The 25,703-nt window shown below is 36.6% G+C and carries 30 protein-coding genes and 1 other annotated feature; of the genes, 11 read left to right on the forward strand and 19 right to left on the reverse strand.

All coding sequences use genetic code 11. The annotated features are described in order from the left end of the window. Positions 1-36: 36 nt before the first annotated feature. Entirely contained in the window at positions 37-894 is an 858-nt protein-coding gene (locus BN999_RS05075) for an MBL fold metallo-hydrolase (RefSeq protein WP_096270293.1), read from the reverse strand. A gap of 176 nt (positions 895-1,070) precedes the next feature. After that, positions 1,071-1,243 (forward strand) — a binding site (T-box leader). A gap of 58 nt (positions 1,244-1,301) precedes the next feature. Here BN999_RS05075 and trpS point away from each other — a divergent pair. After that, positions 1,302-2,291 carry a tryptophan--tRNA ligase gene (gene trpS, locus BN999_RS05080; RefSeq protein WP_096270294.1) on the forward strand — a complete coding sequence of 330 codons (990 nt, stop codon included), beginning with the start codon at positions 1,302-1,304 and terminating at the stop codon, positions 2,289-2,291. 31 nt (positions 2,292-2,322) lie between these two features. Here trpS and BN999_RS05085 read toward each other — a convergent pair whose 3' ends face one another. From BN999_RS05085 to BN999_RS05115, 6 genes are all read right to left on the reverse strand, one after another. After that, positions 2,323-3,096 (reverse strand): YjbA family protein, encoded by a 774-nt coding sequence (locus BN999_RS05085; protein ID WP_096270295.1) that lies wholly within the window; start codon positions 3,094-3,096, stop codon positions 2,323-2,325. A gap of 139 nt (positions 3,097-3,235) precedes the next feature. Further along, positions 3,236-3,442 carry a hypothetical protein gene (locus BN999_RS05090; RefSeq protein ID WP_096270296.1) on the reverse strand — a complete coding sequence of 69 codons (207 nt, stop codon included), beginning with the start codon at positions 3,440-3,442 and terminating at the stop codon, positions 3,236-3,238. Between the two features lie 584 nt (positions 3,443-4,026). Then, positions 4,027-5,265, reverse strand: coding sequence for a beta-ketoacyl-ACP synthase II (fabF, locus tag BN999_RS05100; protein ID WP_096270298.1), 1,239 nt, complete (start codon positions 5,263-5,265; stop codon positions 4,027-4,029). Between the two features lie 72 nt (positions 5,266-5,337). Then, positions 5,338-6,276: a beta-ketoacyl-ACP synthase III gene (locus BN999_RS05105; protein ID WP_096270299.1), complete on the reverse strand. Its 939-nt coding sequence runs from the start codon at positions 6,274-6,276 to the stop codon at positions 5,338-5,340. Between the two features lie 123 nt (positions 6,277-6,399). After that, positions 6,400-7,359: a BMP family ABC transporter substrate-binding protein gene (locus tag BN999_RS05110; RefSeq protein ID WP_096270300.1), complete on the reverse strand. Its 960-nt coding sequence runs from the start codon at positions 7,357-7,359 to the stop codon at positions 6,400-6,402. A gap of 29 nt (positions 7,360-7,388) precedes the next feature. Then, positions 7,389-8,000: a hypothetical protein gene (locus BN999_RS05115; RefSeq protein ID WP_096270301.1), complete on the reverse strand. Its 612-nt coding sequence runs from the start codon at positions 7,998-8,000 to the stop codon at positions 7,389-7,391. Between the two features lie 122 nt (positions 8,001-8,122). On the opposite strand from BN999_RS05115, the gene BN999_RS05120 reads away from it, so the two are divergent. Further along, complete coding sequence (locus BN999_RS05120; protein WP_096270302.1) at positions 8,123-8,302, forward strand: YjzD family protein; 180 nt, start codon at positions 8,123-8,125, stop codon at positions 8,300-8,302. A gap of 145 nt (positions 8,303-8,447) precedes the next feature. On the opposite strand, the gene BN999_RS05125 is transcribed toward BN999_RS05120, so the two are convergent. The 3 genes from BN999_RS05125 to BN999_RS05135 form a co-directional block, all read right to left on the reverse strand. Beyond that, on the reverse strand, positions 8,448-8,771 hold the full coding sequence (locus tag BN999_RS05125; protein WP_096270303.1) for a hypothetical protein: 324 nt from the start codon (positions 8,769-8,771) through the stop codon (positions 8,448-8,450). A 136-nt stretch (positions 8,772-8,907) separates the two neighbouring features. Beyond that, positions 8,908-9,219 (reverse strand): metal-sulfur cluster assembly factor, encoded by a 312-nt coding sequence (locus BN999_RS05130; RefSeq protein ID WP_096270304.1) that lies wholly within the window; start codon positions 9,217-9,219, stop codon positions 8,908-8,910. 68 nt (positions 9,220-9,287) lie between these two features. Then, complete coding sequence (locus BN999_RS05135; RefSeq protein WP_096270305.1) at positions 9,288-10,046, reverse strand: prolyl oligopeptidase family serine peptidase; 759 nt, start codon at positions 10,044-10,046, stop codon at positions 9,288-9,290. Between the two features lie 153 nt (positions 10,047-10,199). On the opposite strand from BN999_RS05135, the gene BN999_RS05140 reads away from it, so the two are divergent. The 4 genes from BN999_RS05140 (at position 10,200) to BN999_RS05150 (ending at position 12,127) form a co-directional block, all read left to right on the forward strand. After that, positions 10,200-11,030 carry a Cof-type HAD-IIB family hydrolase gene (locus BN999_RS05140; protein WP_176481877.1) on the forward strand — a complete coding sequence of 277 codons (831 nt, stop codon included), beginning with the start codon at positions 10,200-10,202 and terminating at the stop codon, positions 11,028-11,030. Positions 11,031-11,232: 202 nt separating this feature from the next. Next, a complete protein-coding gene (locus BN999_RS20525; protein ID WP_176481878.1) occupies positions 11,233-11,382 on the forward strand; it encodes a hypothetical protein in 150 nt (49 codons plus the stop codon). Next, on the forward strand, positions 11,383-11,577 hold the full coding sequence (locus BN999_RS05145; RefSeq protein ID WP_096270307.1) for a DUF3813 family protein: 195 nt from the start codon (positions 11,383-11,385) through the stop codon (positions 11,575-11,577). Positions 11,578-11,863: 286 nt separating this feature from the next. Further along, positions 11,864-12,127 (forward strand): NifU N-terminal domain-containing protein, encoded by a 264-nt coding sequence (locus tag BN999_RS05150; protein ID WP_096270308.1) that lies wholly within the window; start codon positions 11,864-11,866, stop codon positions 12,125-12,127. Between the two features lie 44 nt (positions 12,128-12,171). On the opposite strand, the gene BN999_RS05155 is transcribed toward BN999_RS05150, so the two are convergent. Beyond that, entirely contained in the window at positions 12,172-12,570 is a 399-nt protein-coding gene (locus BN999_RS05155) for a membrane lipoprotein lipid attachment site-containing protein (RefSeq protein WP_096270309.1), read from the reverse strand. A gap of 12 nt (positions 12,571-12,582) precedes the next feature. Further along, on the reverse strand, positions 12,583-13,425 hold the full coding sequence (locus tag BN999_RS05160) for a YitT family protein (RefSeq protein WP_096270310.1): 843 nt from the start codon (positions 13,423-13,425) through the stop codon (positions 12,583-12,585). A gap of 99 nt (positions 13,426-13,524) precedes the next feature. On the opposite strand from BN999_RS05160, the gene BN999_RS05165 reads away from it, so the two are divergent. The 4 genes from BN999_RS05165 (at position 13,525) to BN999_RS05180 (ending at position 18,166) form a co-directional block, all read left to right on the forward strand. After that, the gene (locus BN999_RS05165; protein ID WP_096270311.1) at positions 13,525-14,385 is read left to right on the forward strand and encodes a DegV family protein; all 861 of its coding nucleotides are present in this window, start codon (positions 13,525-13,527) and stop codon (positions 14,383-14,385) included. Between the two features lie 176 nt (positions 14,386-14,561). Then, positions 14,562-16,811, forward strand: a complete 2,250-nt coding sequence (locus BN999_RS05170) for a beta-propeller domain-containing protein (RefSeq protein WP_096270312.1) — start codon at positions 14,562-14,564, stop codon at positions 16,809-16,811. 167 nt (positions 16,812-16,978) lie between these two features. After that, positions 16,979-17,167 (forward strand): YppF family protein, encoded by a 189-nt coding sequence (yppF, locus tag BN999_RS05175; RefSeq protein WP_096270313.1) that lies wholly within the window; start codon positions 16,979-16,981, stop codon positions 17,165-17,167. A gap of 132 nt (positions 17,168-17,299) precedes the next feature. Next, complete coding sequence (locus BN999_RS05180; RefSeq protein ID WP_096270314.1) at positions 17,300-18,166, forward strand: SDR family oxidoreductase; 867 nt, start codon at positions 17,300-17,302, stop codon at positions 18,164-18,166. A 14-nt stretch (positions 18,167-18,180) separates the two neighbouring features. Here the strand turns inward: BN999_RS05180 and BN999_RS05185 are convergent, their stop codons facing one another. From BN999_RS05185 to BN999_RS05215, 7 genes are all read right to left on the reverse strand, one after another. Next, positions 18,181-18,591, reverse strand: a complete 411-nt coding sequence (locus tag BN999_RS05185) for an NUDIX hydrolase (RefSeq protein ID WP_096270315.1) — start codon at positions 18,589-18,591, stop codon at positions 18,181-18,183. Between the two features lie 535 nt (positions 18,592-19,126). Beyond that, positions 19,127-19,633 carry an NUDIX domain-containing protein gene (locus tag BN999_RS05190; RefSeq protein ID WP_255247401.1) on the reverse strand — a complete coding sequence of 169 codons (507 nt, stop codon included), beginning with the start codon at positions 19,631-19,633 and terminating at the stop codon, positions 19,127-19,129. 12 nt (positions 19,634-19,645) lie between these two features. Next, entirely contained in the window at positions 19,646-20,143 is a 498-nt protein-coding gene (locus BN999_RS05195; protein ID WP_096270316.1) for a hypothetical protein, read from the reverse strand. A 66-nt stretch (positions 20,144-20,209) separates the two neighbouring features. Continuing rightward, positions 20,210-20,638 (reverse strand): DUF1801 domain-containing protein, encoded by a 429-nt coding sequence (locus tag BN999_RS05200; protein WP_096270317.1) that lies wholly within the window; start codon positions 20,636-20,638, stop codon positions 20,210-20,212. 63 nt (positions 20,639-20,701) lie between these two features. After that, complete coding sequence (locus BN999_RS05205) at positions 20,702-21,877, reverse strand: PstS family phosphate ABC transporter substrate-binding protein (RefSeq protein WP_096270318.1); 1,176 nt, start codon at positions 21,875-21,877, stop codon at positions 20,702-20,704. Between the two features lie 216 nt (positions 21,878-22,093). After that, a complete protein-coding gene (locus BN999_RS05210) occupies positions 22,094-23,590 on the reverse strand; it encodes an alpha-amylase family glycosyl hydrolase (protein ID WP_096270319.1) in 1,497 nt (498 codons plus the stop codon). 195 nt (positions 23,591-23,785) lie between these two features. Further along, the gene (locus BN999_RS05215; RefSeq protein ID WP_096270320.1) at positions 23,786-24,154 is read right to left on the reverse strand and encodes a YisL family protein; all 369 of its coding nucleotides are present in this window, start codon (positions 24,152-24,154) and stop codon (positions 23,786-23,788) included. 215 nt (positions 24,155-24,369) lie between these two features. Between BN999_RS05215 and BN999_RS05220 the strand changes: the two genes are divergently transcribed. Continuing rightward, positions 24,370-25,566: an ornithine--oxo-acid transaminase gene (locus tag BN999_RS05220; RefSeq protein ID WP_096270321.1), complete on the forward strand. Its 1,197-nt coding sequence runs from the start codon at positions 24,370-24,372 to the stop codon at positions 25,564-25,566. Positions 25,567-25,703: the final 137 nt, after the last annotated feature.

A 25,703-nucleotide genomic window follows, 5' to 3' on the forward strand; every position in this document is an offset into this window, starting at 1 on the left:
AGCCCTTATCACTGATGATAAGGGCTTTTTTACTATTTAATGAAAATCTCCATCAACATATTTTCCGTAATCGGGAATCGCAATTCGTTCAAATTCCTGTACTAACTTTTCCAAGCTCTCCGATAACAAATCACCAGTCATAGGTAATCCATGTCCAGTAATAGCAACAGACGGTTTTAATGCTTCTAATCGAATAACAGATTCCTTAGCGGCCTTCCAGTCAGTAGTTAGATATCTCGGTGGACCATTTATCTCTTGTTCTTGGGTTAATACTTTATACAGGGAATCTTGCTTCACCGTAACGAATGCATCCCCAACAATTAGCGCCTTGTCTTCATCTCGAAATAATGATACATGACCCGGGGAATGACCAGGCGTATGTATCCAACGAAAATCAGGCAAATGTGGGATAGCCCCATCTGAAGGCAATGCCTCTACCTTATCACCCAAATTAATAGGCTCATTTGGAAACATTGGTGACATCTTTGCTACCATACCACCTTCCACTGTTGGATCAGGTTCAGGATAGCTTTTCTGCCCCGTTAAAAATGGCATTTCTAATTCATGTGCATAGACAGGAATTTGCCAATGTTTGACCAAATCTATAATTGCACCAACATGATCAAAATGTCCATGTGTCAGAATGATTGCTTTCGGACGACTATTCTTACCAAAGCGTTCTTCAACGATTGAAATAATGTTGTCTGCAGAATTAGGCATTCCTGCATCAACTAGGACAAAATCCTTTGTTCTCGGATTCCCAACTAGTATGATGTTTACTATCTGGATTGTATGACAATACAGATCATGTGATACCTCCATTCCCATCCCACTTCCAACAGAAGTTGCAGGTATATATTTATAATCACTACCATATTCCATTTCATTATCCATCTTCATATACCTCCTTTCTAATCCGAACTATCATAGGTATTGTTCCTCAAAAAAGGATGAATATGATAATCACCTCGATCAGTTAAATACCTCAATTGAATAATATAAACTGGCTCATATACCTTTTTCCACTTGCATTTCTTTAAATGACTATATATAATATAAAAAAATCAATATCTTTAGCAATGAAAAAGGCGCAGTACTTTTTACCCTCTGTTTGTAGAGAGCTTGTGGTTGGTGGGAACAAGCATCATGGTAAACAGGAATTGGACTTTGGAGCTAATTTTAATGAAGTGATCTTAATGTTTTAAGATAATTAGGGTGGCAACGCGGTTCATTCGTCCCTTCTATTAGGGGATAAATGGGCTTTTTTTTTATTGCCCAAATAAATAAAGGAGTGAATAACTATGCAAACCATCTTTTCAGGTATCCAGCCTAGTGGTTCATTAACAATTGGAAACTACATTGGTGCGATTCGTCAGTTTGTGGAGCTTCAGAACACACATAACTGCTTTTTCTGTATTGTGGATGAACATGCTATTACGGTTCCACAAGACCGAATTAAACTCCGTAATAACATCCGGTCTTTAGCAGCATTATACCTAGCGGCAGGAATAGACCCTAACAAAGCAACATTATTCATCCAATCAGAAGTTCCTGCACACACACAATTAGGATGGATGATGCAATCCATTAACTACATGGGTGAGCTAGAACGAATGACACAGTTCAAGGATAAATCAGAAGGTAAAGAAGCTGTTTCTGCAGCCCTTTTCACTTACCCATCCTTAATGGCAGCAGATATTCTACTATATCAAGCTAACCTAGTACCAGTTGGTGATGACCAGAAGCAACACTTAGAACTAACTCGAGATCTTGCGGGACGTTTTAATAATCGTTTCCTAGAAGTCTTCACTATTCCAGAGATTAGCATTCCAAAAGTGGGTGCTAGAATTATGTCTCTTCAGAATCCAGAAAAGAAAATGAGCAAGTCAGATGAAAATGTTAAGGCATCCATATTTATGCTTGATGAGCCTAAACAAATTGAAAAGAAAATAAAAAGTGCTGTGACTGATTCAGAAGGTATTGTAAAATATGACAAGGTTAATAAGCCAGGAGTTTCTAACCTACTAGATATCCAATCTGTATTCTCTGGAGAAACAATTGAAGAATTAGAGAAAAAGTACGAAGGTAAAGGCTATGGTGATTTCAAACAAGGTGTTGCGGACACCGTGGTATCTGTATTAAAACCGATTCAAGATCGCTATTATGAAATCTTAGAATCAAGTGAGTTAGACGATATATTAGATCAAGGTGCTGAAAAAGCATCACGTGTAGCTAACAAAACTATCCAAAAAGCAAAAAAAGCAATGGGACTTGGTAGAGTTAGAAAATAAATAGAAACAAAAAACCAGTGAGGCGAAAACCTCACTGGTTTTTTGACTTCTGTTTAGATGTACCTTCTGCATAATTGTTTTCGAGCTCCCACATCTTTTCAAGGAATGGTTGCCCTTTAATTAATTTTTCACAAAGCTCTTCATGAGCTTGACTCCAGCCATACTTTACGCCTTCATATAAGGCTTGCCACACTTCTTCTTCATCCATGTAACGAATATCAGGATACTTTTTTGGATCCCATTCAGTTAACCAATAACGCAATTCTCCAATATTATTAGCTGTACGAAGTTGATCTAATCCCATCATTAATAACTGCTTTATTTGTCTTTCCCTTCTTGTTAAACCAAATACAAGGTTAGGAGACATGGAAAGCATATGATATTCCTTTACATAATTGGAATCATCGAACCCGAAGCTTTGGGCTTTTGTCTTTTCAATCATTTCATAAACTAATTGTTCTTGTCTTGGGATTAACCGACTTTTACGAATTGGAATACGGTAGCCAATAGTGTCAATAGCTAATATGTCATTTCCATCAGTTACAATACAGGCATATTCGACTACAGAACGTTCCTGACCTTTCCGAGTATATGCACGTTTATAAATGGCATCTAATAAACCTTGTGGTAAATCATGCATATCATTTTCAATATATTGATAAAGCGATTCCGTTATGTAGATTAATGGTACTTGGTCAAGTAGTTCGATACCGTCGTCTTTACGCCATTCATGGAAATAACAAACATTATACCCGTTTTCTTCTCCTTCAAACCAGTTCACCCAAACATCGTGTAAATATAACATACAACACCCCTCACTCCCAAAATGAAACATTCGAGGTTGTTCAAAAATTACCAGTTATACCATAATTTTTGAACATACACTTTAGAATACATTATGACCATCATTTGAAATTTTATTCGAGAGAGCGCAAATTAACTGGTCAAGGTTTAAACGGAGATGTGTAGATAACAAACGTCATAATTAATAAACCGATCGGCAGAAAATAGCATTCTAATCTACCACTTACAAATAAAAAATACTCACCCCATGACACCCCTGCCGGTAAAAAGTTCATATAGGCAATCAGTGTCACACCACCAGTCACAGCAAGTCCAAATCCAATTAAAAACAAAAATATATAGCCCATCTTTTTCTACCACCTATGCTTGTCCTAAAGTTTATTTTTATGTATATGCTAGCAATTTCGGAAAAATGATAGAAATGATAGAGCGAATAGATTTAACTTTTACTTGGTTTTGGTAAAGGAATATGGTTTGCAGGAGAAGGAGCATGATGTTTGGGTGTGGGCGCATGGTGCTTAGGCTTGGGCACATGGTTTCAAACTTCAGGAGCATACTGGTTGGCTGGGGGCACATGGTTTCAAACTCCGGGAGCATACTAGTTGAGCTTGGGCACATGGTTTCAAACTTCGGGAGCATTCTGGTTGGCTGGGGGCACATGGTTTCAAACTCCGGGAGCAAACTGGTTGGACTTGGGCGCATAGTTTGAAACTTCGGGAGCAACCTGGTTAGGCTTGGGCGCATAGTTTGAAACTCCGGGAGCATTCTGGTTGGGCTTGGGCACATGGTTTGAAATTCCGGGAGCATTCTGGTTGGGATTGGGCACATCGTATGAAACTTCGGGAGCAACCTGGTGCCTAGGGGCATAATTATGAAAAGCCCAAACCACAAAAAAGACTGACCAGACAAGGTCAGCCTTTCCTACTTTCATTTATTCATATTTTTTAAATATAAGTGCTACGTTATGACCGCCGAATCCAAGAGAGTTACTTACAACAACATTTACGTTTTGCTTTCTCGCTTCATTTGGCACATAATCTAAATCACATTCTGGGTCTGGAGTTTCATAGTTAATAGTTGGTGGAACCACGCCATCTGCAATTGCCTTAACTGAAATAACTGCTTCCACTCCACCAGCAGCCCCTAGCAGGTGACCTGTCATAGATTTTGTTGATGAGACAGCTAGTTTATAAGCATGATCTCCAAAGATTGTTTTAATTGCTTCTGTTTCATATTTATCATTTAGGTCTGTACTAGTACCGTGAGCATTGATGTAATCCACGTCTTCTGGTTTTAACCCAGCATCTCGGAGTGCATGTTGCATAGCTCTTGCTGCACCTTCCCCATGTTCTGCAGGTGCCGTGATATGATATGCATCTCCAGTAGCTCCATAGCCAACAATTTCTGCATATATATGAGCACCGCGTTCTAGTGCTGTTTCTAGGGTTTCTAAAATCAGAATACCAGATCCTTCACCCATGACAAACCCATCACGGTTTTTATCAAATGGACGACTTGCTGATTTCGGATCTTCGTTAAAGGACAATGCCTTCATTGCGGAGAATCCTGCATAGGACATGTTCGTAATTGGTGCTTCTGCTCCACCCGCAATGATATAATCTACATCACCACGTTTTACCGCTTTAAATGCATCACCAATTGAGTTTGCCCCTGATGCACAAGCTGTTACCGAACAAGAATTAATCCCTTTAGCTCCTGTTTGAATGGAAACTTGACCAGCAGCCATATCTGGTATCATCATCGGTACGAAAAATGGACTAACACGTTTAGGTCCTTTTTCCATAAATTTACGGAACTGGTCTTCATAAGTTTGCATTCCACCTATTCCAGAACCAATCCATACTCCCACTCGATGAGCAATATCTTCACTGACTTCTAGTTTCGCATCTTGTAGGGCCATTTTTGACGCTGCAACGGCAAATTGTGTAAATGGATCCATTTTACGTGCATCCTTCTTATCCACATATAAGGTTGGATCAAAATCTTTTACCTCTGCGGCAACTTTTGCTGGGAATTCATCCTTATTTACTTGTGTGACAAAATCAATTCCAGATTTTCCTGCAAGAAGACTTTCCCACATGGTTTGAACGTCATTACCAATTGGGGTTACTGCTCCAAGCCCTGTTACTACTACTCTTCTTTCCGACATGATTCGGTATTCCTCCTAATTAAATAATGGTTTTTTTGGGAACGAACCACCCCTGAGATTTGCTGAATTTAATTAGCAACCCCAACGTAATGCTACCGCTCCCCATGTAAGACCTGCTCCAAATCCAACCAGAACAATTACATCATTTTCCTTAATTTTACCATCTTTTACACTTTCTGATAAAGCCATAGGTATACTTGCAGAGGAATTATTACCATATTTATTAATAACCTTAGCCATTCTATCCTCAGAGATACCTAGTTTTTCCATAGCCGCTTCCATAATACGAATATTGGCTTGATGTGGAACTAAATAATCCACATCCTCTTTTTGTAAGCCTGCCTTTTCAATAACATTTAAGGATGATTCAGGCATCTGTCTAACCGCGAATTTAAATACTTCACGACCATTCATGGTAATAAAACCATCATCCTTCTGATAGAGATGCTTTCCACCTCCACCGTTTGCTCCAAGCTCAAACGATAATATTCCTTTACCTTCTGAAACTTCCCCCATTACAGCTGCCCCGGCTCCATCACCAAATAAGACACATGTGTTCCGGTCAGTCCAATCTGTTATTTTCGAAAGTTTCTCAGCACCTACAACTAAAACATGTTTATAAACTTTTGTTTCAATAAATTGTTTTGCGGTAATCATTCCGTACATAAATCCAGCGCAAGCAGCACTCACATCCATTGCAGCTGCATTCCATGCCCCTAGTTTCTCTTGTAACATACAAGATATGGATGGGAATGGTGTGTCCGGAGTAACCGTAGCGACAAGAATTAAATCTAGATCCTCTGGTTTTACACCTGCGTCTTCCATGGCACTTAATGAAGCATGATATGCCATATCAGAAGTATTCATATCATCTTCTGCTATTCTTCGTTCCTCAATACCAGTACGAGTACGAATCCACTCGTCATTCGTATCAACAACTTTTTCTAAATCACTATTCGTAACTATATTAGTGGGTACATAATGACCTACTCCTAAAACGCCAACACCCATATATACATCCCCTTAGCTTTTTGTTTATTATCAAATATTATGACTTGGTACTAATTTTAATCTAAAAAAGAATGACTTGCAAGAACTAAGTTTCAGAGGGAGGTAATAATACCTTTACTTCTCTTAGTACTGATTAGGAAGCAAGCCAGTTTCTTTATATTTTTCTATTGAATCATTTAATTTCTTTTGAAAATATATTGGAACTTCTGAACTATACTTACCTAAGGTAATATAGTCATCCTTAAAATCAAATGATAGTATTTCACCATTTAACTTGCCTTCATTAAATTTCTTTGCTGCAAGCAAATATAGTCGGTCAACGTGTTGAACTGTACTAGTTAGTACTGTTTCCGGTTCAATGTTTAATTGATCTGACACAAATCCAATTGCATATAAACCATCTTTACCAGCATTTCTTATAACACCTTCACTGAAAGCATCCCCAGCTGGATATATGACATCTATACCTTTTTGTTTCATTCTCTCATAGGCTTCGATTGCCACTTCACTCTTTGTCCAATCATAGATAAATTCCATATTTACATTAGTCTCTGGATTTTGATACTTAACACCTTCATAAAACCCTTCTATCTCTGGTTGCCATTGATAAGCAGCAATAATTCCGACTTGTTTTGTATCAGACATCTCGCTTGCAATCATGCCAGCAAAAAAACCCATTGCATGTGAATTAAACGTCAAACTTGTCAGGTTTTCACTGTAATAATTCCCATTAAAATATACAAAGTGAACATCTGAATATGTTTTTGCAAGATGGTAAAACCTTTCTCCATAAATACTACTATGACCAAAGATCAGATTAACTCCCTCATTGACGAGTTCACTAACTGCTTTTGAGATTTCCACATCAGTAGAAACATTTTCTCTTACCTCAATATCGACGCCTAATTCCTCTTCAATTTCTAATAAACCTTCATACCCTTTTTCATTCCAGGGTTTTTCGTTTACCACACCTTCGAGGATCATGCCAACTTTAATTACATTTCCTTGCTGTTGTTGTGTACACCCGCTAGCAAATAATATTCCTATAAATATCACTAAGATAAATCCGTATCTTCTCCTCAAGTCCGTGCACTCCATTCAATTACAATGCGTTAATAGAAATTCTTATAGCGGCGATAATGAGCTAATACACTTCTCATTTTTTCTTCTATAGGTATATTGTCACGAATATAGATAGAATTTTCAAGTTTGACAGACTCATTAAGGAAAATTTTCTTTGAAAACACATTTATAGTTGTAGAATTAGGGGGTGCTTTCAACACCTGGTAGGTTGCTTTAACAAAATCTCCAATGTAAACAGATTCGGCTTGGAATTCTTCAGAATCGAATCGTGTCAGTTTCTTTCCTGTCATGAGCCCCTCTTCTGTCATTTCCATCCATTCACCAAATAAAAGTGGTGCCTTGATAATAATGGCATCCTCTAACTTTTTTTTCAATCCATTTACATCAATTTGAATTATTTTATCTGCCTTAATACTAGTTGTAGAATCACAACTACCAATAATAATAGCAGTATCAACCTTATGTTCTTTCGGAGAATCGATTAATGAGAACGAGCTATTTCGCCCAATGGACATGTAAAGATTATCTTTCTTCTCAGAGTCGATTTTGTCTACACCTTTAACCACTATACCCTTTTCGAGTAAAAAATTAACATAATGATAACCAATCCAATGAAAACAATTTTGTACAAGAATTGTCACTTAATATTCCTCCTTTCTATGTAAACTATGAAGAAATACTTTTCATTTATGTGTTGATTTGGTAAACTTAATAAAGGAAATTATGATAGTTTTTTTGAAAAAGAATAGGAGTGTTACATACAATGCGTTATCTTGCTACAATTTTTTGGGCAGTTTTAGTAACGTTCGTACTTTCTTACGTATTATCTAGTATGGCAGGTGCAACATTAGACCTAGTAGCTACTTTAGTAATGTCAGCGATTTTCTCTATTTTTATTTTTATTCTTGGAGATGGCATACTACGCGAGAAAAAAGAACAATAACTTGGGCAGCGCCTGAAGCAATAGCATCTAATAACTTAGAAACCCTTGCCTAGTCTTTTGGGCAAGGGTTTACTTATGTTTAGAAAACCTAACTACTCTTTTCTCAATTATTAGTTAGGTCTTCTAATCCAATTAAAAGCACAGTTTAATACCATGGTAATACACTTAATGCAGCAAGTGCAGCTAAAGGTAAAACAAGTCTTCTAAATCGACGGCGTGGACCAAAATATCCATAGCCCGGATAACCAAATCCAGGATAACCATAACCATACCAACCAAATTGACGTTGTTCGTTCATATTAGGCATCATTTGTGAATTGACCTCATTTTCAATTGGCACAGCAAAATAAACATATTCTTCATCTAATCCCGTAATTATGCCATCAAAATTAGTCCCATCCTCAAGCTCTGCTAACACATAAGAGTGCATATGAGTCTTACATAAATCGTACATATGTTTATGTTTCATGTTGTTCGACCTCCTCACAAAATAGACTATTCAAATGCCTATAGTGAGGTGACTAATTTTACCAAAATGACTATTAATATAGATTTAATATAAAGAAATAATAAAACCGACTGTTTTTTAACAGTCGGTTTACATATCAATCTGGAATTCCTAATGCTATTTTTGCATAGCGGGACATTTTATCTTTGCCCCAAGGTGGATCCCATACAATATTTGTTCTTGTTTCTTTTACTTCTGGAATATCAGATAATGCACGCTGGATATCTGCTTCAATATGTGCTGATAATGGGCAACCCATTGCTGTTAGTGTCATTGTTACAACACAAACGCCCTCGTCATCTAGATCAACATCGTATATTAATCCTAGGTTAACAATATCAATACCTAGCTCGGGGTCGATTACATTCTCAAGAGCACCCATGAGATTTTCTTTTAACGCTTCATCCATGGTATTACCTCCTTCTTTCATCATATCTTCATTTAAACATATTTCTAAGTATTTTTAAATGATTTAAATCACAGATGTTGGACAAACCATTTTACCGTTTCTAAGATTGCATATCTACTCACTTTATGCCCTCTATCTTTTTCCCTAATAAACCTTAAATGGTTCGGATTCAAGTATATTTTTTTGGCATATTCATAAAAGCTATGGGAATGATCAAATGGTACAACAGGATCACTATCTCCGTGCCAAAATAATAACGGTCTATCCGATAATCTTTCAGCTTGTAAGGATAAATCATATAAAGTTAATGTGTCATATAATTGATTTATTTCATCACTCGTTAATGGCAGTTTTCCTGTTCTTGCGTAAACATCTACAAGTTCTCTTGCAAAAGTAGTCAATTTTGGAGAACCCATTAAGATGGCAGCGGTTTTTATCCATGGGTATTGTGAAAGTGCAGAAGCAGTTGTTATTCCCCCCATGCTTGTTCCCGCAACCCCTACTCTCCCTTCTAGGATAAGACCACGATTTTCAAGGTCCTCTTTCATGTCTTTCAATTCCATTACATTTTGTAAGACAATTTGAAACAAGTAATAGGTTACTTCTTTAATATCAGCAACTTCTCTTTCTCCATGATACATGCTATCCGGTAGCACTACCCGAAATCCATTTTCTGCTAGTAAAAATCCTTGAGTTAAATTATGTTCTTTAGCACTTGTAATCCCATGAAAATAAAACACAGTTGGAAGAGGCTTGTTTTCGTGCGCCTCATCGACAACAATAAGACTTGGAACCCCGGCTATTTTCTCTTTATAAATTCCGATCATTCTGTATATTCCTCTCATCTGTAAAATATATATATTAATTATATGATAATCTTTTTAAATAAATAGTTAAACTAATTTAACTATTTTTTACACTATAATCCTTTACATAATAGTCAAACACTAATAAACTAAGTCATACGAGGTGAAATAAATATGCCAAAACAACATTTAATCGCATTAGATTTAGATGGTACATTACTATCTGATGCGAAAGAAATTAGTACGAAGAATAAAGAGATTCTGCAAAGAGCAATGGATGAGGGTCATATTGTCGTAATTGCAACAGGCCGACCACATCGTGCGAGTATTCAGTATTATCAAGAACTTGGTTTAAAAACGCCGATGGTTAACTTTAATGGTGCCCTAATCCATCATCCGGTGGATAAAAAATGGGATGTGCTTCATAATCCTATGTCAAAGCGTACAGCATTAAGTATCGTTCAAGCTTGTTATGATTTAGATGTTCATAATGTATTAGCAGAAGTCAAAGACAATGATTATCTTGATAAATATAGTCAAGAAATTATAGATATCTTTTATCAAACAACAGACGACACACCATTTGTAATTGGTAGTTTGAAAAGTAAATTAAATGAAGATCCAACATCCTTATTAATTCATCCGAAAGAAGAACATATCCACACTCTCCGTGACCACTTAGACGAATTCCATGCTGAAGTAATAGAACATCGCAAGTGGGGTGCACCATGGAATATTATTGAAATTGTCAAAAAAGGCATAAATAAAGCAGTTGGTCTACAAAAGATTGCACACTACTACCAAATTCCAGAAGACCGGATTATCGCTTTTGGTGATGAGGATAACGACCTAGAAATGATCGAATATGCTGGTGTTGGTGTAGCAATGGGGAATGCAATTGACCCACTTAAAAACATTGCGAATCATGTAACGGTTACAAATGAGGAACATGGTATTGGAACCTTTTTAGAGGAATACCTTAAACTCAATGCAAAAGTTAGGTAATATGTAATTAAAGCTAGGGCGATTATGTCTTAGCTTTTTTTGTGCAGTATTTTCATTTCTACCATCCATTCCGTATTTTACCTTCAATAAATTTAGAAGAACTTTTCCATACTACAAGTGAACGGATTAAAAAACGTTCACTTTTTTCTTAGCAGATTGGAAAGAAAACGTTCTTTCCTACCTGCATAAAGGAGGAATTGTCTTGGCCAAAGGGAGTAAATCGAGGAGATTTAGCCAACAGAGCGCAGACGCTGTAAAGAAACATGCTGAAAAATTCCCTTATCGTTCTACCTTCACAGAGGCAGAACGAAAACAGGAAGAAGCAGATAATCATACAGTAGGAGGATTCTAAATGCAGAACAATTTATTTCAACAAGCAAAAGATGCTGTAGCCCAATTTACAAATAATCTTGCCGGTGGAACAAATGAGCAAGATAAACAAGCTGCTCAAAATGCTATCCAGGCTGCAATGCATGATGCTACTGGTGAAGAAAAGCAACAGTTGCAGCAGTTACAGCAACAGCTTGAACAAAACAAACTTAGCTAACACCCTCCAAATTCCTCAAAGTTAATGAATCAGTCTTGTTATGGTAATAGCCAGTGCATTCTTCGGATGGAACGGTATTACTGATGAAACAAGCCAATTAAAGGTGCTCCGTTTGGAGCACCTTATACATAAGTGGTATAAAATCCGTAGCGATAATACGAATAAAACCCCAATCAGCAGATTTCATTCTTGCCATTCATACAGCCTATACGTATATTCCTTTTTAATCCAGAGCTTTTCTGCTAATATAGTAAGTAAAAGAAGAAGTATTGTGGGAGGTAGAAAAATGGCAGTTAGAGCAGAAGGCACTCCAAATCCAAATGCTATAAAATTCACAACAGACAAGCTAATTTTCCAAGGCACAAACAGTATTTCAGTAATGCCTGGAGACACGAGTGAGCATGAAATAATGAATGACTTGATGAAACTAGAAGGCGTCGACAATGTCTTTGGTTATCAAAACTTTATTACAGTAAATAAAAGCTTCGACGCTGAATGGGATACGGTCACTCCTAAAGTGAAAGAAGTCTTCGAAAAACACGGATACTAAAGAATGAGGATGAGGGTTGTAGCCCCATCCTCTTTTTATTGATGCTATATTTCAAGGTCAAGCGGAACATAATTAGGATTTACCATTCTACCTTCATCATCTTTGTTATACATTTTTACGATCACAACGTCTTCTGATTCTTTCATTTCCTGTGTAATCCGAACAATTATTTCGAAGCTACTCCAATCACTGTCAACTTCGACTATATCTTCTCGCATCAATATTTTTTCGCCTTGTTCAACTTGATAATAGAATTGATTACCTGAAGCGTTAGCGTCACCAGCAATACGAGCTTGATTTTGTTCTGTTTGTATATCGATATTTTGAAATTTAGCATATGCATCTGGACTTGTTTGGGACACAGATGTCTCCTTCTGTGGCTCTTCATCACCACATGCAGTTAGCAAAATCAAAAACCCAATAACTACGATAATTTTCTTCATAATTACAGTCCCCTATTCTTTTCTAAAGAAACCAAAAATCCCGGTAGTTTGAACTATATTCGTAAATGCTTCTGGATCTACTTCCTTAATAATTCTTTCTAAATCGTATAATTCATATCGTGTAATAACCAAATAAAGCATATTTTTATTCTCATTTGTATAAGCACCGACAGCTGGTAAAATAGTAATTCCACGGACCATCGTACTATGTATTGCCTGTTGTAATTCTTTTGCTTTACGTGTCACGATCATCGCAGTTAATTTATTAAATCTAGTGTGAATAGCATCGATAACTCGAGTAGTAACATATAACGCTACCATCGTGTATAATGCGTTTTCGGGTTCATATAATATACCCGCAAATGCAATAATTACAGCGTTCAATGAAATAAAATAAACACCAAGTGGCTTATCTTTTAGGCGGGACAAGTACATGGCCACGATATCCATTCCACCTGTTGAAGCACCAACCTTTAGTGTCATACCTACACCTACTCCAGCAACAAGCCCACCGAATACTGCATTCAGGATAATATCTTCTGATAACTGGATTATGGGTAGAAATTGTAGGAATAAGGATGAAAATATTACGGAAATAATACTATATATAGTAAATCCCTTCCCTACCTTAAACCAACCAAGTATAAATACTGGAATATTTAGTAGGAAGAGTAGAATCCCTGTCGATACACTTATCCCCACAAAATCAGTAAAGACACTTGAAATTAATTGTGCCGTTCCAGTAAAGCCACTGGCATAAACATTAGCACTTTCTAAGAATAAATTTAACGATAATGCATTTAGTAGCGAACCAAGAATAACAACTATAATTCGCTTTGCCTCTATTAAAAACATAACAGTCTCCTTTTTTATCACAATTGTTTTGACTATAACCCATTATAGCTATAAACTAAACATAATATAATTATTTCAGAGGATTGAGGGTGAATCGAGATGAGTATTAAAATTATGGCTGATTCAGCAAGCGACCTGACAAAGGATTATTTTTCTAAATACGACATGGAAATGGTCTCACTTACAGTTCATTTAGACGAAAAAGATTATGAAGATGGCATCAATATTACACCAAAGAACGTTTTCGATGCAATGAGAAAAGGTAAATCTCCTAAAACATCGCAAGTTTCTCCACATACGTTTAAAGATATTTTTACCGAGTATGCAAAGTCTAAACAAACTTTAATTTACTTAGCATTTTCATCTGAATTATCAGGTACATATCAAACTGCGAAAATGATGGAAGCAGAAGTAAAAGAAGAATATCCAGATGCAGATATTCATGTTATCGATACAAAATGTGCTTCAATTGGGTACGGCTTAGTTGTTCTAAATGCAGCTAAAATGGCACTTGAAGGAAAAAGTAAAAATAAAATTATTGAAGATGCAAAAAATCGCGCTTTACACATGGAACATATCTTTACAGTAGATGACTTAGAATACCTCAAACGAGGTGGACGAGTTAGTAAAACAGCAGCTTTTGTTGGTACATTACTTAACATTAAACCGATCCTCCATGTGGAACAAGGGAAATTGATTCCCCTTGAAAAAATGCGAGGCTCGAAAAAAGTGTTAAGTCGTATGCTAGAGATTATGGAAGAACGCGGTGGCAACTTCGAGAATCAAGTCATCGGTATTAGCCACGGTGATGACCTTGAACGCGCTGAAAAATTAGCTGAAATGATAAAAGAAAAATTCGGAGCAAAGGAATTTGTCATCGAATACGTCGGCTCAGCAATAGGAGCCCACGCCGGTCCAGGAACACTATCACTATTTTTCTTAAATAAATCATTCAAATAAACTCGGGGGATTCCCCCGAGTTTTTTTGTTTGAGGGTGCCTGTCACTTCCCGCTTTTTGTCTTTTATTGTCGAATGAATTAACTTTGACCTTACACCATTTTTGAAACATATTTAATTATCAGTCCGTCTTATCGATAAAGGACAAAATTTCCTTTATTAAAATGGGGTGAACAAATTGTATAAAAAGATTGGGTTAATTAGTATTCTCTGCATTCTTGGGGTTTGGGCAATAGTATTCTTTAGTTTTTCCAATAAGATTACGGCTGAAATCCCTTCTGCAACAAGTTTTGTTCTTGCCAATAAGGACTGGACCGTTCATTTTTCCGAACCAATGGATCCAGACACCTTTACTCAAGATAATGTAATGGTGAAAACTAAAGATGGTGTGCTAATCTCTACAGAAATGGAGTGGAATGATGCTTTTACCGTTCTAACCTTACGAGCACCAGATGAAGGATATAACATCGATGAGGAATATGAAATCATCATTACAAAAGAAGTTCTAACCGCCAGTGGAGAAAAACTTCCTAAAACATTTAAACACCAATTTACTGCCATGGCTAACTTACCAACAATCAAAGATCAAAAGCAACTTGTTACACTATTAAAAGAACGAATGAAAGAGGAAAATAGAGGTATTAACTTATTTAACAGTGATGCACAAGAAGATTCTGCTATGGAAACAGCCGAGTCATCGAATGATAGTTCTGCTGGAGGAGACGGTACTTCCTCTACCAATGTTCAAGTTCAGGGTATTGATGAAGCAGACATTATTAAGACAGATGGTAAATCTATTTTCTTTGTACGTGACGGAGATATTGTGATTACCTCAACAGAAAAAGAAAATAGTTCTATACTGAGTAAAATAAAGGTTGATAATTTTTACCCACAAGAAATTTATGTGCAAGATGATTTATTAATTACAATTGGTCAAACGTCTGAACCACTAAGAGAAGTTAAGAAGTCAGAGTCGAAAGACGAAATCGGAATTCCAGAACCAATTTATTATAATCAAACTACAATCTTATTTTATGATATAAAGAATCCAAGTGAACCAAAGCAAATTCGGGAAGTCAGTCAAGAAGGAAGTTACCATACATCTAGAATCCTGGATGGCTATCTGTATTTAATCGCAAACGAATATCCACCCTTCCATATATTACGTTCCGATGAGGATGTTGAAGTAAGACCATTTATAAAAGACACGGTTGTTAGTGACGAAAGTATGCCAGTTGACTTTGATGATATGTATTTCTTCCCAGAAAGTAAGGAAGAACAATTTCTTATATTAACTTCGATTGATCTAAGCAATATGGAAAAAGAAGCAAATATGGAAACATATCTTGGGGCTTCCAACCAAATATATATGTCACATGACAATCTTTATGTAGCGGTCAACAAATATAAGGAACTGGAAGAATCAGATACAGAATCTAAAGAAGCAGAAACAAGTGAACTAGTAATGGACATCGCTATCTGGCGCCCACAAGATGTGGATACGGAAATCAGCCAGTTCAGAGTAGAGAATGGTTCCCTGACATATAATGCCTCTACATTGGTCAATGGTACTTTGATTAATCAGTTTGCGATGGACGAGAGAAATGATACGTTCCGTGTGGCAACTACTAAAGGTGGTACTTGGGATGAAGAAAATCTATCCACGAACAATTTATATACCTTTGATATCAACTTAAAACCACTTGGATCTGTCGAGGGACTTGCTGAAGGGGAACGAATTTATAGTGTCCGTTTTATGGATAACGTGGCATATATGGTAACATTTAAAGAAGTCGATCCATTATTTGTAATTGATTTAGAGAACCCAGAAAAACCTACTGTCCTAGGTGAGTTAAAAATCCCAGGCTTTAGTAACTATCTCCATCCACTCGATGAGAATCATGTCATCGGTTTTGGGCAAAACACCAAACTTATTGAAGAAAAAGGAAATAGTGAACCTAGGGTACAAACCGATGGTATCAAAATATCTATCTTTGATGTTAGTGACCCAACCAATCCGAAAGAAAAGTATTCAGAAGTTATTGGTCAAGGTTGGTCCTACTCGGAATTACTGTATAATCACAAAGTGTTATTTAAGCATCCAACTGAGAATCTGTTTGGGTTCCCAGCTGTACTAACCGAAACCAAAACAGTACGGAAAGATGATATCACTTATGAAGAAGATAGAGTTATTTTTGAAGGGGCACTTCTATATGAAATTACACCTGAGGGAATTAAATTATTGGATACTATTACACACCAGGGTGATTTTGAGGAACATCCAGAATGGCACTCCGAAATACGAAGAATGGTTTCTGTAGATGATACAATCTACACCTTCTCTTTGGATAAAATGAAGATTTACGATATGAATCAAAAGCAAATAATAAAAACAGTTGAATTACCGGAGTTGTCTTTTGAATATTGATCTAGTAAGAGAATGCTTACAAGCATTCTCTTTTTTTATGTTAGTCATCATCTACCATAATTGAAGACCAAATTTCTCGATATATTCAGGAATGCCAACTTTTTGTCATTATTCCCTCCTCTAATTCATATACTTTTGTACAAGCGATTTCTTTAGGGGGATATCATATGCTAATAAACGAATTAATCTCTGACTATGAAACTAATCGTAAGGAAGCACCTAAAACACTAAATGACATATTAGATTACTACCAAAAGAAATATATCGCTGGTGAGATCGATATTAAATTTTACCGTGATATTTATAACTTCCTCCATCAACAAGGAGCGACATCTGCTCATGAATATGTCTACTAAAGTCCTAACCTAGGGCTTTTTCTTTTGGAGAAAAAACCACATACCTATCACACTTATTCTAATGTTCTCCACATGGATTCCACACAATTGGGAAAAATGGATAAGGAATTCATTTTAGGGAGGCTTTCTGAAATGGCTACAAACAAAGAACCAAAGACTCCACCACCCCAGGAACAAAAAATACAACCAGGCATTGAATCCCAAATGCAGCCTGAACCAGAATATATCCGCAAAAATTACCAAGGTAGTAGTAAACTAAAAGGAAAAACTGCTCTCATTACTGGTGGTGATAGTGGTATTGGACGTGCCATAAGTGTTCATTTTGCAAAAGAAGGTGCCAATATAGCCATTGTCTATTTGAATGAGGATGGTGATGCAGAAGTAACGAAACGTATAGTCGAAGAAGCCGGACAGAAATGCTTATTAATCCCCGGCGATATAGGTGATCCCGATTTTTGTCATGAAACAATCGCACAAATACTGGACCAGTTTAACCAAATTGATATCCTAGTGAATAATGCAGCTGAACAACATCCTCAAAGCTACTTTCTAAATATATCCAAGCTCCAATTAGAAAATACGTTTAAAACCAATATATTTGGAATGTTCTACTTAACTCAAGCTGTATTACCTCATATGAAACAGGGCAGTACGATTATAAATACAACATCAATTACTGCCTATGAAGGACATAAGGATTTAATTGATTATAGTGCTACTAAAGGTGCAGTTACCAGTTTTACCCGTTCTCTTTCTGCTTCCTTGGTTGGGAAAGGTATTCGTGTAAATGCAGTTGCACCAGGACCTATCTGGACACCATTAATCCCTTCCACCTTTAACGCTAAACAAGTGGACACATTTGGTTCCAACACTCCCATGAAACGGATGGGACAACCAAAAGAACTTGGACCAGCTTATGTCTATTTGGCAAGCGATGATTCTAGTTATGTAACTGGACAAGTCATCCATATAAATGGTGGAACAATTGTAAACGGATAAATGGAAACCAGCTATTAGACCTCCTCTAATGGCTGGTTTCTGATTATATTCTCCATTATTTTCTGGTCTTCTGGATATACATGTTCTAGATTCTTGATGTCTGATAATGATTTCCAGGCTGCTTCCTCAATTAGAAAATCGGGATCGTTAATCCCACTACTTTCACCAATCTTTTCTACTAAAAAATAATATGTTTTTACTGCAATACCTTTTATCTCTGTTTCTTTTGCAAATAATTCTTGTTTAATTTGTACCGTATAACCGGTTTCCTCTTTTAATTCACGTATACAGCACGCTTCTGGGGTTTCGCCTTCTTCTATGCCACCAGAGGGAATTGCCCATGCATTTGATTCTTTTCCACGTACCATTAATACCGCATTGTCTTCATTTATACATATACCAGCTGCACCATGCCATTCCTTCATGTATTTCCTCCTCTTTTTTATTCTTGGTCATCTGAAATTAATTAAATATCCAATTAAAGGTTTATCAAATAGGCTATTTTTGTACGGTTGTTGTCATTTTACAGAAACTGTGCGGTAACTAGTTTAATTACAAAAGAATTAGTTATTGGGTATAACAGTATGACACCGCTCCGGCAGAATAGATTCTAATTAATGTTAGAGGTTAAATTATGTATTTTAATAATAAGATGCAATTAATTTTATTCATTTCCTTCTTACTAGCGAAGGAAATACACGGAGACTCCTGCGGGAGGATAGGCATCGGTGAGACCCCGGAAGAGCTTTAGCTCTGAGGAGGCTCACCAGTCGCCCGCGGCAAGGTAGACACTGTGAGGTCTTTTCGAACAGATGTCGCCCCTGTGCTGGCAGTAAAAGCGGAGTGTATTTCCGTAGCGGGTATGTTGCTCCATAATAAATTATTAGCAGCACAGTTCCTATCTACTATCTGTTAGACAAAACTATCCAGCAAAAACAGTAACCTTTCAGAAAACAGCCATTAAATATAATCAAATATCCTTATATCAACCTCATCTATAGCTCCAATATCTGTTTCTAAATCCCACAACATAATCTTTGAAATTTCATCATTATCACGAAATGGCATGAGTTCGTCTATATTGGAGAAATAAACTGGATTATATTTGATTTCCTTATTCATTATTTTTTCAGTTTTTAATAGCCCGATAAAATCCATATCCGTTACTTTTTGTCCGGTTTCTTCATAAAGTTCTCGTTTTGCACATTGCAAGGGGGTTTCTGTTCCCTCTCTGCTCCCAGCTGGTATTTCCCATTGTTCGCGCCACTTATTGTAACAAAGAAGGTATTTTCCTTTACACTGAATGACCGCAAATGATCCTGCAATTGGCTGGAACTTATTCATATTTGCTTCCTTCTCAAATATGAAATCCCGAAAAATTAATCCATTATTTTTAGTTTGGATCTTCTCTTTCCCGGACTTACTTCTTATAGGATCATGACTTGCTAACTGTTGTTGTTTATTCACAAGAATCCGCCCCTATTTACTATCTTCTTTATGCTTATCAAAATACTGTAGCCACTTCAAAAGCTCATTTTCCCAATTTGGTTCGATTGAGAATTCAATAGTTTTGAGTTGTTGATTATCCAAATAGAGTTGCTCCGTCCAGATTTTATCTTGTTTTCTTTGGTTATATGTAATGGTGTTAAGATACTTTTCCTGTAAGATATGGTTATCTTCCATATTAATGAAAAAGACGTAAAAGCCATTTTTTAACGCATGTATCAAATCGTCCCTTGTAATCTTATCAATATAATTTGGTTCAATAATGATTAGATTACTTTCCTTTAAATCTATGTTTATAGTGGAAGGATTCTCAAATTCTATCTCTAACTTTTCAAGTTCTGCAACTATTTTTTCTTGATTACCAATATACTGAATGCCTGAAGACAATAGTTTTTCGCTTTCCTCTTCTTTTGGTGTACATGCAATTAATAGAAAAAGTGCTAGAATTCCAAGCATATGTTTTAGCTTCAACAGGCAATCCTCCTTAATAGTATAAAAAATGACTATCAAAATTTACATGATAGTCATTTATACGTATTAATCTGTTCCCTCTGGATAGGTTTCTCTTAAAAACTTGATGGATTGTTTTATCATTGCTTTCATAACATCTACGTCCACATCAGCAATCTTGTTAATATAGACACATGCTTTTCCAGTAGTATGTTTTCCAAATTCCTTTAGCAATTCCTCGCGTTCAGGGTCTCCAGTTGCAAAATAAAGACTAATTTTTGCCTTACGCGGAGAGAATCCTACAAGCGGTGCATCTCCTTCGTGACCGGAAGCGTATTTATAATGATAGGACCCAAATCCAATAATACTTGGTCCCCACATCTTGGCTGGATAACCTGATGTTTCCGTGAAGATATCTAACAACTTATAGGCATCATCTTTTTTCTTTGGATTTTCAACGGTTTCAATAAATTCTATGACACTACTATCATTTTCTTTGGTTTTTAATTCATACATACAAACCACCCCTTTTATTTTACAGTATAGCCTCGCACATCACTGTCTTATTCTGTTCCTTCATTAATTTTCTGAAGGATTTATAGAAACATACCCTGTTTCCTCAATAATAAATTGCCCCTGTTCTGAGAGAATCCACTCAATAAAAGGTTCGATATTCGGATTCTGACTTCCTGCCGTGACAACATAAAATTCGGAAGTAATCGGATATTCCCCACTTTTGATCGTCTCTACTGTTGGGACTACACCATCAATAGCAAGGTGACGAATTGCATTATTTTGAACCATCTCATTAGAGAAAAATCGGAATGTATACCCAATGGCATTTTTATAGTTCTTATAGGCTGCAGTTTCTTCTATTATACCACCCATCAAGTTAACAATGTCCTCCGATGGTGCTTCCATGATTGGTGTATCACCCATTAAATTTTCAAGTGCTGTCTGGCTTCCACTATCAGCTGGTCTTTGGAAAGCTCGGATGGAATCGTTAGAACCACCAACCTCTTTCCAATTCGTTATGTTACCAGCGTAAATATCCTTAATTTGATCTAACGTTAAATCACTGACTTCATTCTTGGAATTTACAAAGAACACAAAAGCCTCTATTCCTATCGGTGTGAGCTCTAATTCTACACCTCTATTTTTGGCACGATTTATTTGCGCTTTAGATGGAGCTGCAGCAAATATAATATCTACTTCGCCACTAATTAATGAATCATAAGCTACTTGAGTTGTATTAGACATTACCTCACTTGCGTATACGTCATACCCTTTTTCTGGGTAAGTAGCCTGTGCAAACGCAGCATAGATTGGATACAAGGCAGTAGCCCCATCCATTATAGGGAGTTCACCCTCCATCTTGAATATAGCAGGTTCATCAAGCTTCACTGCCTTGGTATCCTCAGCAAAAGGTTGATATTCAAACAGATCGACATCACCATTACCAATCGTGGGGATACTTCTATCATAGGCACTAATCACCTCATGAACAGCGATAGCGAGTATGGCAATTATAATACACCCATATACAGTCCGCCTTAGCACCTGTCCTTTTAATAATGGAAAGAAGCCATTGAAGACGAAAAACAAGAAAACAAGTGCAACCGTAATAAGAAAGGGCATATAAAACTTTTGCACTCCAAATAGTAAAGTAGCTATACTACCAATAAAAGTAAATAACCCTACCACACCACTAATTAATAAAAATAATAATATCCGAACCCCTACACTTTTTTTCATGTTTACTTGCTCCTTTGGATGCTATTTCGAACTAGCCTATCTTACTATCAAGATCAATCGATTTTGCAACTATACCCATCCCTTTATCCTATGGGTATAAAAAATAACTAATCTTTAAGAAACATAATTTTCCATTTAATTGTACCTAATATTCTAAATTGTTACAACCAAAAAAAGTAGCATTAGAACTCACTCTAATGCTACAGAAGTTTGTAATTATTTAGCCTCACGTTTTTTTTGTTTTCTACTTAAATAAACAATTGCCCCTATAAATAACACAAGAACTACAACGATTGGAGTAATAAACATCCAATTCAAACCGGAATTTTCTTCAATAATATAAACATCGGCAGATTCTCTAGCGAGCGCAACTTTATATTCGCCATTTGATGTCTCACGAACTAAATCATCACCTAGGAGACCGCGCAATTGTAAATCCGGTTCTAGATCAGTTATGTTAACCCTTCTTGATTCACTATCATTATTTATCGCAATATACATTGTTTCATCTTCATAGGTGCGCTTAAACAGGCTCATTCCTTGATCTGAACCAACAAGCTCAAAATCACCGTATTGTAATACCGGAAACTTTCCTCGTAGTGCCAATACCTTTGAAAAGACTTCTTCTAAATCTTGATCACCACTGTTAAAGTTCACTAATTGCTGAGCCTGTTCTATTCCTGATCCGTACATTGGAATATCTGAACCTTGAAACAGCGAAGGAACACCTGGAGTTGTCAAAAGATAGACAAGTGCTAGATTCCATGTATTCACATCATCACGCTTATTTTCAGCCGCGATTTGTGTAAAACGGTCCATTGATTTGTTATCTACGTAGATAAGTCCACCCTCACCACCAAGTTCTTCCCATTTCTCATAGATATTTCGTACAGGAGTATCAGCTTTAGCAAATACATCCACAATAGCATGAGATAGGGCTTGATTTTCTACAACATCAATAGTCGGCATATTTTGTAATTCAGAAGGAACCTCTTCAGAGATAGTATCTGCTATTACATACATGTCTGGCTTAGCTGCCTTTAATTCTGTTGTTAGTGATTGAATAAATTCTACGGATGATTGATCAGCCGCATGTAATACAAATCCATCCACATTACTTTCATTCAACCAAAACTTCGCAACATCAATTAACATTTCACTAACTTCGGGGTTATCTTGATTCAATACTGAAACATTCTCTAGCCAAGGCTCTTCTGCAGTATTAATCTGTGCATCTTGAAGAAGCCAGTCTTGCTTTTCTGAATCAGATACAATCGGATGGCTTTCAGCTACATAATTAGTAACAAGTTCAAGAATGACCTTCATATCCCGGTTATGTGCTTCTTTAACTAGAGTTTGTAAATCTTCCATGCTACCAAGTTGCTCGTCTATAGAATAGAAATCTTCAACCCAATATCCATGATATCCATCTGTAGCATTTTCCATAATAGGCGAAAGTGAGATGGCAGTGAATCCTAAATCTTTAAAATCATCTAGCTTTAACGTAATCCCCTCTAAATCACCCCCATGATATGCATAAGGGTCATCTATCCTGACCTGTTCACTAAATGCCTGGTTACCATTGTTATAGCGGTCTACCAAAATATTATAAATTATTTCTTCTTGAATAGGATTGTCCTCTGCAAAGCTAACTGCTGGATATGTACTCATCAATAACAGTATCGCTAAAAATAATATTGAAATTCTTTTCATTCTATGTCCTCCAGCTTATTATAGTATGATTTTATTTACCTATGAAGTATTTCAAAGACCCATTATTCTTTTATACTCATGTACTAATTATTACCTTTATCTAGAAATAATCAACATAATCTATTTAATTGTAGAAAAAACGCCATAAAAAAAGGATGTTTAAGGGCTAAAGCCTTGAACATCCTCCTAAACTTATTACATTAATCCACCCGGCAAACGGAAAAATCCTAAAATTATAGTAATTAAGATTGAGATTAATAACACGCTCCAGCCAACTTTAGCTGAATCACCATCTTTAATTTTACCTAGAGTCATTTCCATACCGGCAATAACCCCTACTCCAGCTAATCCCTTAACAATGGCTTCAGCAGTCATCGCGCCACTACCATTTAAGTAATGCATGATTAAATCTCCACCGGAATATAAAATTAACAGATAGTCTAAACGAAGAATCATTTGTACAATTTTAGCTGCTTTTTCTTTACCTTGCTTATGTAATACTAGTGATACAATAAACAGAATGATCGCAAGTGCCCATGCTGTTACATGTAGATGTGTGTTCATTATTTTCCTCCTATTTCTAAAACAAGTCTATAATATATCTATTCTACTATACCACGGATATGAATGATAACATATGAAAAATTATTGACAAAGTTAATCTATTTTATTCTCTATAGGGTTTTCATGTTTAAAATGGGTCCATATTCTTTCATGGCAATTTCAGTTTAACAATTTTCTAAGTTGTGTTACATTTGCTATATAGGAGGCGAATTTGAATGGCAAATTTGAGTAAAAAAATAATAAATCAAACTGATAATTTCGGTGCTAAGAACTACCATCCACTACCTGTTGTTGTGGCTAAAGCAGAAGGTGTTTGGGTGGAAGATCCTGAGGGCAATCGTTATATGGATATGCTTAGTGCATACTCTGCTGTAAACCAAGGACATCGACATCCAAAAATAATTGACGCATTAGTTGAACAAGCAGGTAAAGTAACACTAACCTCCCGCGCTTTTCATAATGACCAATTAGGTCCATGGTATGAAAAGATTTGTAAGCTAACGAATAAAGATATGGCTCTTCCCATGAATACTGGTGCAGAGGCTGTAGAAACAGCAGTAAAAGCTGCTCGTCGTTGGGCATATGATGTAAAAGGAGTACCAGAAAACAAGGCTGAAATTATTGCGTGTGAAGGAAACTTCCACGGGCGTACAATGCTAGCTGTTTCTTTATCATCTGAAGCGGAATACAAGCGTGGTTTTGGTCCAATGCTTCCTGGAATTAAGTTAATCCCTTATGGTGATATCGATGCACTTAAAGCTGCAATAAATGAAAATACTGCTGGATTCCTTTTCGAACCAATCCAAGGGGAAGCAGGCATTGTCATTCCACCAGAAGGATTCTTAAAAGAAGCATATGAAGTATGTAAAGAAAATAATGTACTTTATATTGCTGATGAAATCCAAGCAGGTCTAGCTCGTACTGGTAAGATGTTTGCCAACGTCTGGGAGGGTGTTGAACCTGACATGTTGATTCTTGGTAAAGCACTAGGTGGAGGTGTAATGCCAATCTCCTGTGTTGTTGCTAACAAAGACATTTTAGGTGTATTTAACCCAGGATCTCACGGTTCCACATTTGGTGGTAATCCACTAGCATGTGCCGTATCCATCGCATCACTAGAAGTATTAGAAGATGAAAAGTTAGCTGATCGATCCCTGGAACTCGGAAACTATATGATGCAAGAACTTAGAAGTATTGATAATCCAAAGATTAAAGAAGTTCGTGGAAAAGGTTTATTTATCGGTGTTGAACTCACCGAGTCAGCTCGTCCTTATTGTGAAGCATTGAAAGAAAAAGGGTTACTATGTAAAGAAACACATGAAAATGTAATCCGCTTTGCACCACCACTTATTATCAGTAAAGAAGATTTAGATTGGGCTTTAGGCCATATTAAAGAAGTATTAAAGGGTTAATGAAAGGAATGTCGCACCAAGTGTGCGGCATTTTTATTTTGGTTTGATTTTATGCTTGAGGAGACTCGGGGGGCCTGGATTTCTCTTCGGGCAGATGATGACGGTTCTCGGGTGCATCCTCTATCAAATTGGTTACA

This window comes from Paucisalibacillus globulus (genome assembly GCF_900184735.1).
GTDB lineage: Bacteria > Bacillota > Bacilli > Bacillales > Amphibacillaceae > Ornithinibacillus > Ornithinibacillus globulus_B.